At 46.1% G+C, this 9256-nt stretch carries 8 protein-coding genes and 2 pseudogenes; 6 read left to right on the top strand and 4 right to left on the bottom strand.

Annotation, left to right across the window (positions count from 1 at the left end; genetic code table 11):
* The coding region (locus tag ACO6VE_RS23165) for a hypothetical protein (RefSeq protein WP_422463728.1) at positions 1 to 1486 on the bottom strand (1486 nt) is incomplete at its 3' end.
* Positions 1487 to 1597: 111 nt separating this feature from the next.
* On the opposite strand from ACO6VE_RS23165, the gene ACO6VE_RS23160 reads away from it, so the two are divergent.
* Complete coding sequence (locus tag ACO6VE_RS23160; protein ID WP_422445547.1) at positions 1598 to 2686, top strand: hypothetical protein; 1089 nt, start codon at positions 1598 to 1600, stop codon at positions 2684 to 2686.
* Here ACO6VE_RS23160 and ACO6VE_RS23155 read toward each other — a convergent pair.
* Both ACO6VE_RS23155 and ACO6VE_RS23150 read right to left on the bottom strand, forming a co-directional pair.
* Complete coding sequence (locus tag ACO6VE_RS23155) at positions 2658 to 3041, bottom strand: hypothetical protein (RefSeq protein WP_422463726.1); 384 nt, start codon at positions 3039 to 3041, stop codon at positions 2658 to 2660. The two genes, ACO6VE_RS23160 and ACO6VE_RS23155, sit on opposite strands and share 29 nt — an antisense overlap.
* A gap of 392 nt (positions 3042 to 3433) precedes the next feature.
* Complete coding sequence (locus ACO6VE_RS23150) at positions 3434 to 3619, bottom strand: hypothetical protein (protein WP_422445551.1); 186 nt, start codon at positions 3617 to 3619, stop codon at positions 3434 to 3436.
* A 135-nt stretch (positions 3620 to 3754) separates the two neighbouring features.
* Between ACO6VE_RS23150 and ACO6VE_RS23145 the strand changes: the two genes are divergently transcribed.
* Together ACO6VE_RS23145 and ACO6VE_RS23140 are read left to right on the top strand one after the other, a co-directional pair.
* A complete protein-coding gene (locus ACO6VE_RS23145; RefSeq protein ID WP_422463724.1) occupies positions 3755 to 4888 on the top strand; it encodes a hypothetical protein in 1134 nt (377 codons plus the stop codon).
* Positions 4889 to 5043: 155 nt separating this feature from the next.
* On the top strand, positions 5044 to 6012 hold the full coding sequence (locus ACO6VE_RS23140; protein ID WP_422463722.1) for a hypothetical protein: 969 nt from the start codon (positions 5044 to 5046) through the stop codon (positions 6010 to 6012).
* 323 nt (positions 6013 to 6335) lie between these two features.
* On the opposite strand, the gene ACO6VE_RS23135 is transcribed toward ACO6VE_RS23140, so the two are convergent.
* Positions 6336 to 6485 (bottom strand): hypothetical protein, encoded by a 150-nt coding sequence (locus tag ACO6VE_RS23135; protein WP_422445557.1) that lies wholly within the window; start codon positions 6483 to 6485, stop codon positions 6336 to 6338.
* A 589-nt stretch (positions 6486 to 7074) separates the two neighbouring features.
* Here ACO6VE_RS23135 and ACO6VE_RS23130 point away from each other — a divergent pair.
* The 3 genes and pseudogenes from ACO6VE_RS23130 to ACO6VE_RS23120 all read left to right on the top strand — a co-directional run.
* Positions 7075 to 7551, top strand: coding sequence for a hypothetical protein (locus ACO6VE_RS23130; protein WP_422463720.1), 477 nt, complete (start codon positions 7075 to 7077; stop codon positions 7549 to 7551).
* Between the two features lie 208 nt (positions 7552 to 7759).
* A pseudogene (locus ACO6VE_RS23125) lies at positions 7760 to 8166 on the top strand (hypothetical protein); the annotation flags it as partial.
* Positions 8167 to 8897: 731 nt separating this feature from the next.
* A pseudogene (locus ACO6VE_RS23120) lies at positions 8898 to 9256 on the top strand (hypothetical protein); the annotation flags it as partial.

Raw genomic sequence — 9256 nt, 5'->3', positions numbered from 1 at the left:
CGGGCTTGATACCGGGCTTCTGAACAGTATGCCGGAAGGTCATATCATCCACCGGCACCGAGCCGGTTCTGATCGTCACCTCATCATCATTCTGAGCCACATAGCTGAGAACAATGGCACTGTCTGGATCGGGCAAAGCATCGAGGGTAATTGCCGCCGAGCCGGTTGCAAAGAGGATGGTGCCAGTTCCAGAACCAGTCATCTGTCCATTACCGGAATCCCGGATATCCTGCCATTTGCCGAGGGCGATATAGCTGACCACCAGCGTCCCCGGCCTTGGCTTGGCCTCGGCCATATTCAGGGTGTAGTTGAAGCCCCGGTTCTGGTTTGTGATTGGGATAGCACCACTGATCGCTGAGCCCGTCATTCCCACCGCTGGCTGATAAGTCGCATTACCGGAGGCCGAAAGAACTCCGCTTACTCGCCAGACGTTTACTTCCCCAAGGTCATAATCCACGGTCATCTTGGTGTAATTGTTGGTGCCGCTTTTATGGATCAGATTGCCTGTGCCGTTATCTTCAAAGGTGCCGCCATCCACCGAAAGGGTCAGGGTTCCGGGCAAAAATCCCCGCTGCAGATAGGTGCGGCTCTGGGTGCCAGTGATATGAACAAAGCGACAACTGACTGATCGGTTACTGGCCGAAGTCGCCACCACGGTCTTGCCGGTATAGCCGCCATATTGATCCAGTAATGGGCTTTCGACCTTGGCACTCGGCACCAAAGGCGCATAAACACTCTCAGCCTTTACCTTAAGGTCACCTGCGGTAATATTGGCACTCATAGACTGGATGCCATAGTAACGGCTGGTATCGGCTATCTGCGTTTCCTGAATGCGGCTGGTTTCTTCCTCTGGCTCCCCCGGCACTGGTGGCGCTCCGACAAAGGTCGTCACCAAAGGAGCGCTGATCTCCATTTCCACTTTCCGCCGGGTAAAATCTATATACTCCTGCCCGTTGTTATAGGTAAAAGACTCAACGGAATAATCAACGGCAGTAATACGGATGAACTGGCTGACTGTCTCATCTGGCGTTGTCAGCTTATAGACCTCGCCAATTTCAGGAACCGCCGATTCCTCTCGCTGATAGCCGACAACGGATCGCTGCCCTTCCAGCTGATCGCCCACCAGCTCCCACGATGCCTTAAGGCCCGGAACCACATAACTCTCGATCCGGTCTCTGGCATCGAGACGCTCGTCAGTTTGGCTGTCAGTATTGAATAACAAGACAGAAACATTCTGATCCTTGGGAGGCTCGGTCAGGATCAAATGGCCTCCAAGGTAAATGTCATTGTTGTCGGTGCTGATCCCGATAAACGCCTTACGCAAAGCCACATCACCAATGGTTCGGTCAATCCGGGAAATGTCTTGAAAGAGATTATTGACGTTGCCATCAATGACCTCGTTACCGGTCACTCGACCGCCACCGTCTTCTTCATCGGTGAGGCGCTGACTTTCGAAGAGTTTTACGTCACTATTAGTAATCGCCATAGCAAATCCTTATGCTTGGTTGACATAAATAAATGTGAATGAGTGGCGAAAGGGAGGAACTTTTATAAGAAAGCGTGGTCTTAATCTGTAATTCGATAGTTCAATAATTCAATGAATCTAATCAATCAACTTCCTTCATTCGATGCTTCTTTTTCTTATCTTTGTTCCAGTGCATTAGGCTTGGTAGATCAAGAACAGCAATTTGGTACAACCGAACAGCAGCCTATTTATCAGGGCATACCAGTTCAAGCGCTGACCCCCATTTCTATCTACAATAGCGGACCAGATACATATCAAAATGAAGCTAATCATTCTAACTCATTGATTAAATACCACATTGAATCTCTAACAAACTTCGATTCAGAAAACGCTTCTGAAACAGGTATTCAAGAGATACCACAATCTATTCTTGATAAATATGTTCCTTACCAGAATGATTATGAACACGTTAAAAATCCATTATTACTAACACCAGGTACTCCCTTTCAGCAGATAATATCGTGGGACGAGCTTGAAATTAGAGAGCAAACAACAGCGAGTCATACAAGCTCAGGTTTACAGTTAACTAATCTTCCTGCCGGAATTCATAGTTCACAAGATTTACGGCCAGTTGCTGTCGTTAATCCGTTATGCATGCACCAAGCGACAAGTGATAACCAAACAACCCAGGCAGAAGTTAATGTTGATAGCAGTTCTTCACTTGCCGAGCGCAAAAGAGAGCGCCAAAGGGAGCCTCGCAAAGATCCCGCTTACCTCAAGCGCCAAAGGGAACTCAAAAGGGAGCTTCGCAAAGATCCCGCTTACGCCGAGCGCGAAAGGGAGCGCAAAAGGAAGCGCTACCAGACAGATCCCACTTACGCCGAGCGCGAAAGGCAGCGCAAAAGGGAGCGCAAAAGGGAGCTTCGCAAAGATCCTGCTTACTTAGAGCGCGAAAGGGAGCGCAAAAGGGAGCGCTACCAGACAGATCCCGCTTACGCCGAGCGCGAAAGGGAGCGTAAAAAGCAGCATCGTCAGTCAGTCAATTCAGCTAAAAACTCCGGTGATTTACCACTGACTTCTAATTTAACTGAAACGACCCAGAGTTCCAGTAAAAATTCAGAAGGTACTGCCCCCCACTTTTCAGTCGTCAAGCTGAAGGAATATTTACAGTCCCGATCGCCCCCACTCAGCCTTAGTGAACGGTTAGCAATCGAAGGGTAAGAAGGTATTGGTCGCTATCGTCCGGGTAGGCAAACGGCATAAGCTGTTGTGCCTCAATGGGAGCCCCGTTTGACCGATCAAAGATAACGGAAAACTCCCTGTTATCTGGGAGCCTCAACGTCATTGTTTTACTAACCGCCTTGGAGAGAGCAAAGAGGCTCTTGACCGTCAGCCGGGAAACCCAACCGGCCTCGCCATTACCAGAAAGAACAATAGAACGGCCATGAACTAACTGGCCTTCCTGTACCAATAAAGCCCCGGCCAGGCTGCGTTCGGTGGTTTGCTCTACCGGGTTCCATTCAAATTCATTGATCCAGAGCAGATCATCTGGAAGAGTAATGGTATCCAGTTGCATCAGACCGTCCTCATACCTGCATTTTTCAGGGCATCCAGCAGTTTGGTTTCATCCCCCGGTGTTACCCCAACATTCACATCGCCCCCCGGATATTCGAGCCGGATAATACGCTGCGGGGTTTGTAAACGGTGCGTGGGGTAGATAAGTCTGCGCTCCCCTGGCAGTCTTTAAGAGCTTGCGTTCTCTCATTATTAGCTTGCCTCCTCCGGCTCACCGGGAACGGGAGATGCCCCAATAAATTTCGTCACCAAAGGTGCGCTAATCTGCATTTCCAACTTTCGCCGGGTAAAATCGATATACTACGCTCCAGCGAAATAGGTAAAAATCTCAGTGGAATAATCAACGGCTGTAATACGGATGAACTGACTGACTGTCTCATATAGCGTTGTCAGCTAATAGACCTCGCCAATTTCAGACACCGCCCATTCCTCCCGCTGATAGCCGACAACGGCACCCTGCCCTTCAAGCTGATCGCCCACCAGCTCCCATGATGCCTTAATGCCCGGAACCAAATAACTCTCGATCCGGTCTCTGGCATCGAGGCGCTCATCGGTTTGGCTGTCAGTATTGAATGACAAGACAGAAACATTCTGATAGCCATAGCAATTCCTTATGCTTGGTTGACATAAATAAATGGTGAATGAGTGGCGAAAGGTAGGAACTTTTATAAGAAAGCGTGGTCTTAATCTGTAATTCAATAGTTCAATAATTCAATGGATCAAATCAATCAACATCCTTCATTCGATGCTTCTTTTTCTTATCTATTTTCCAGCTCATTAGGTTTAGTAGATCAAGAACAGCAATTTAGTACCACCGAACAGCAGCCTATCTATCAAGGCATACCAGTTCAAGTGCAGAACCCTATTCCTATTTACAATTGCGGACCAGATATATATCAAAATGAAGCCAATCATTCTAATTCATTGATTCAATATAATATTGAATCTCTAACAAACTTCGATTCAGAAAACGCTTCTGGAACAGATATTCCAGAGATAGCACAATCTATTCTTAATGAATATGTCTCTTACCAGCCTAATGATGAATCCGTCAAGAATACATTATTACTAACACCAGGCACTCCCTTTCAGGAGCAAATATCGTGGGACGAGCTTGAAATTAGAGAGCAAACAACAGCGAATCATACAAGCTCAGGTTTACAGTTAACTAATCTTCCTGCCGGAATTCATAGCTCACAAGATTTACGGCCAGTTGCTGTCGTTAATCCGTTATGCATACACCAAACTACAAGTGATAATCAAACAACCCGGGCAGAAGTTAATGTTGAGGGCGGTTCTTCACTTGCCGAGCGCAAAAGAGAGCGCCAAAGGGAGCGCAAAAGGGAGCTTCGCAAAGATCCCGCTTACGCCGCACGCGAAAGGGAACGCGAAAGGGAGCGCAAAAGGGAGCGCTACCAGACAGATTCCGCTTACGCCAAGCGCCAAAGGGAGCGCAAAAGGGAGCGCTACCAGACAGATCCCGCTTACGTCGAGCGCGAAAGGGAACGCCAAAGGGAGCGCTACCAGGCAGATCCCGCTTACGCCGAGGGACAAAAGATCTATATAAAGACCTACCAAAGAATCAAAATACAAACCTCCAACAAGAAAGAAGCTAAAGAGCAAGCTGTGATCGCAAGAGAGCGGTATCTTCAGTCAGTCAATTCAGCTAAAAACTCAGGTGATTCACCACTGACTTCTAATTTAGCTAAAGCGACCCAGAGTTCCAGTAAAAATTTAGAAGGTGCTGTCCCCCGCTTTTCAGTCGTCAAGCTGAAGGAATATTTACAGTCCCGATCGATCCCTCTCGGCCTTAGTGAACGGTCAGCAATCGAAGAAAGAGATTATTGATGTTTCCATCAATGACCTCGCTGCCAGTAAGCCGACCGCCACCGTCTTCTCCTTATGCTTGGTTGATATAAATAAATGGTGAACGAGTGGCGAAAGGGAGGAACTTTTATAATAAAGCGTGGTCTTAATCTGTAATTTGATAGTTCAATAATTCAATGGATCAAACCAATCAACCTCCTTCATTCGATGCTTCTTTTTCTTATCTTTGTTCCACTGCATTAGGTTTAGTAGATCAAGAACAGCAATTTGGTACCATCGAACAGCAGCCTGTTTATCAAGGTATACCAGTTCAAGTTCTGAACCCTCTTCCTATTTACAATTGCGGACCAGATACATATCAAAATGAAGCTGATCATTCTTATTCATTGAATAAATATATTATTACATCCCTAACAAACTTCGATTCAGAAAACGCTTCTGGAACAGATATTCCAGAGATACCACAATCAATTCTTGATGAATATGTTCCTTACCAGCGTGATTATGAACCCATTAAAAATCCATTATTACTAACACCAGGCACTCCCTTTCAGGAGCTAATATCGTGGGACGAGCTTGAAATTAGAGAGCAAACAACAGCGAATCATACAAGCTCAGGTTTACAGTTAACTAATTTTCCTGCCGACATTCATAGTTCACAAGATTTACGGCCAGTTGCTGTCGTTAATCCGTTATACATGCATCAAGCTACAAGTGATAACCAAACAATCCGGGCAGAAGTCAATGTTGATGTCAGTTCTTCACTTGCCGAGCGCAAAAAAGAGCACCAAAGGGAGCGCTACCAGAAAGATCTCACTCACGTCGAGCGCCAAAGGGATCGCCAAAGGGAGCTTCGCAAAGATCCCGCTTACGCCGAGGGACAAAAGATCTATATAAAGACCTACCAAAGAATCAAAATACAAACCTCCAACAAGAAAGAAGCAAAAGAGCAAGCTGTGATCGCAAGAGAGCGGTATCTTCAGTCAGTCAATTCAGCTAAAAACTCAGGTGATTTACCACTGACTTCTAATTTAACTGAAACGACCCAGAGTTCCAGTAAAAATTCAGAAGGTACTGCCTCCCCGCTTTTCAGTTGTCAAACTGAAGGAATATTTTCAGTCCCGATCGAAACTATCTCACCCTGAGTGAACGGTCAATAATCGGAGGGTCATAAGGTATTGGTCTCTGTCCTCTGGATAGGCAAACGGTAAAACTTGCTGTGCCTTTAAGGAATAGTCCCGAAATAACTTCCTCATTTCGCCCAGTTTCAGGGATAGCTCTATAGTTCCATTTTGGGAGAATTTTATCTAACTGAATGGTCACGTTCGTTGAGAGTCTTGTAGAACTTGATCATCTGGATGGCGACTTGCGGGGAGTAATGGCTCAAGGTAGCTTCCTGTACTTCGTGGCGCTGAGGCCATTATCTCAGTTTTATAGCCTCAGGGGAAACCGGGAAATTATTTCGGGACTATTCCTTAGTAAAGGTCAGCAATCGAAGAAAGAGATTATTGATGTTTCCATCAATGACCTCGCTGCCAGTAACGCGCCCCCCACCGTCTTCCACATCTGTGAGGCGCTGACTTGCGAAGAGTTTTACGTCGCTATTAGTAATAGCCATAGCAATTCCTTATGCTTGATTGACATGGATATAAGGTTAATGAGTGGCGAAAGGGAGGAACTTTTATAAGAAAGCGTGGTCTTAAACTGTAATTCAATAACTCAATAATTCAATGGATAGACCAACTTCTTCTCAATTAAGTCCAGCCCCTAATGGCCTTTCTAATATTCCAAGCATATCTTTAGCTGAATCTGGTGCAACAGGTCAGGTTTTCTCCCGAATGGTTACTGAAGTTGGACTACCTGTAACTAACCATGACATGACTGACCAATCTACAAGTTCAGATAATCAAGGATATTTAAATCATAAAAAAAAATGGTTGAAAGATTTCGCTGTACAAAATCAAACTGGCTATAACGATTCTCCTGCAATTCCAGTAGCTATACCACTGGAAAATTATCAGGTTGCAGAATATGACCCTGAAAATAAAACTTTTTCGATATACTCCATAACAAAGGGTGTTCAATCAATCTCGCAAAACTCAACAGATGTTGATACCAAACTTAATTCACCCATCCAAATTCCTAAACAAGACGGCATTGGTAATTTCTCTAAATCTACAGCGCCGATTGCGATTATTACCCGACGATTGAAAAGTGAACATCTTCAACAATATATATCTCCTGCGATTAAAGACGAAGAAGCTATTGATGAAAATTCTTCACATATTGAATGCCAAAGGGAGCTTCGCAAAGATCCCGCTTACCCCGAGCGCCAAAGGGAGCGCAACAGGGAGCGCCAAAGGGAGCGCTACCAGACAGATCCCGCTTATGCCGAGCGCCAAAGAGAGCGCAACAGGGAGCGCCAAAGGGAGCGCTACCAGACAAATCCCGCTTATGCCGAGCGCCAAAGGGAGCGCAACAGGGAGCGCCAAAGGAAGCTTCGCAAAGATCCCGCTTACGCCGAGCGCGAAAGGGAGCGCAAAAAGGAGCGCTACCAGACAGATCCTGCTTACGCCGAGCGCGAAAGGGAGCGCCAAAGGGAGCGCTACAAGACAGATCCCGCTTACGCCGAGCGCCAAAGGGATCGCCAGGAAGCGCTACCAGACAGATCCCGCTTACGCTGAGCGCCAAAGGGAGTGACAAAGGGAGCTTCGCAAAGATCCCGCTACACCCAGTGCCAAAGGGAGCGCAAAAAACCTTATCATCAGTCAGTCAATTCAGCTAAAACTCAGGTGAGTTACCACTGACACAGACTGGTGTTTATTGTACATTTGCAAAAAGTCTTTATAGAGGAAATACACCTGCTCAGCCTGTCGCAGCATTTCAGCCTCAACTTTCTTTGCCCAGGCCTTGCCAGAAGTCTTGTCTGGAAAGGATAAACAAACATTTATCCGTCGCTATACCGGAGAAATCGAGAAAATCAAAAAACAGTACCCTAATGCGACATACGTTGGAGTAGCTGATGGAGCCCCGGATAACTGGACGTTCCTTGAGCCTTTTGTCTCGTAGCAGGTGCTGGATTTTTACCATGTCCCTGAATTGGTTCAGGCGTCACTGAAGCAGCTTGTAAAATATTGGTGAAGCAGCGAATGTGTCGGTCAGGAATGCGTTGGAAGGAAGAAGGAGCTTCCATGCTGCTTACCCTCAGAGCATTGGTCTGTTCATCCGGTCACTGGGAGTGTTTCTGGAAGAGAATGAATCAATACGGCTTCCCAATTGCTCATAATCTTCAGAGCTAACATCAATCAGGCTGAACACCCGATCCGATCTCTGGCATCGAGGCGTTCGTCGGCTTGGCTATCGGTATTGAATAACAAGACAGAAACATTCTGATAGACATAGCAAATCCTTATGTCTGGTTGACATAAATAAAGGATAATTTGTGAAAGAGAGGAACTTTTATAAGAAGGCGTGGTCTTAAGATGTAATTCAGTAATTCGATAATTCAATGAATCAAACCAATCAATTTCCTTCATACGATGCTTATTTTTATTATCTTTGTTCCAGCGCATCAGGTTTATTAAATCAAGAACAGAAATTCGGTGCCACCGAACAGCAGCCTATTTATCAAGGCATACCAGTTCAAGTGCTGAACCCTATTCCTATTTATAATAGCGGACCAGACACATATCAGAATGAAGCTGATCGTTCTTATTCATTGAATCAATATAATATTGAATCTCTAACAAACTTCGATTCAGAAAGCGCTTCTGGAACAGGTATTCAAGAGATACAACAACCCATTCTTAATGAATATGTTCCTTACCAGCATGATTATGAATCCGTTAAAAATCCATTATTACCAACACCGAGTACTCCCTTTCAGCAGCTAATATCGTGGGACAAGTTTGAAATTAGAGAGCAAACAACAGCGAATCATACAAGCTCAGGTTTACAGTTAACTAATCTTCCTGTCGTAATTCATAATTCACAAGATTTACGGCCAGTTGCTGTCGTTAATCCGTTATGCATGCACCAAGCTACACGTGATAACCGAACCACCCAGGCAAAAGTTAATATTGATGGCAGTTCTTCACTTGCCGAGCGCAAAAGGGAGCGCCTAAGGGAGCGCCTAAGGGAGCGCCTAAGGGAGCGCCTAAGGGAGAGCAAAAGGGAGCGCCTAAGGGAGCACCTAAGGGAGCTTCGCAAAGATCCCGCTTACGCCCAACGCGAAAGGGAGCGCCAAAGGGAGCGCTACCAGACAGATCCCGCTTTCGCCGAGCGCCAAAGGAAGAGCAAAAGGGAGCGCTACCAGACAGATCCCGCTTTCGCCGAGCGCCAAAGGAAGAGCAAAAGGGAGCGCTACCAGACAGATCCCGCTTTCGCCGA

This window comes from Endozoicomonas sp. ALB115, assembly GCF_049310245.1.
Classification (GTDB): domain Bacteria; phylum Pseudomonadota; class Gammaproteobacteria; order Pseudomonadales; family Endozoicomonadaceae; genus Endozoicomonas.
Note: the sequence above shows the minus strand (reverse complement) of the source record. Positions and strands in the feature narration are given on the sequence as shown.

What these genes read in the sequence shown, in the direction of transcription:
- ACO6VE_RS23145 (WP_422463724.1), top strand. Translation starts at nt 3,755, where the DNA reads ATGGATCAAATCAATCAACATCCTTCATTCGATGCTTCTTTTTCTTAT.
- ACO6VE_RS23160 (WP_422445547.1), top strand. Translation starts at nt 1,598, where the DNA reads ATGAATCTAATCAATCAACTTCCTTCATTCGATGCTTCTTTTTCTTAT.
- ACO6VE_RS23135 (WP_422445557.1), bottom strand. Translation starts at nt 6,485, where the DNA reads ATGGCTATTACTAATAGCGACGTAAAACTCTTCGCAAGTCAGCGCCTC.
- ACO6VE_RS23155 (WP_422463726.1), bottom strand. Translation starts at nt 3,041, where the DNA reads ATGCAACTGGATACCATTACTCTTCCAGATGATCTGCTCTGGATCAAT.
- ACO6VE_RS23140 (WP_422463722.1), top strand. Translation starts at nt 5,044, where the DNA reads ATGGATCAAACCAATCAACCTCCTTCATTCGATGCTTCTTTTTCTTAT.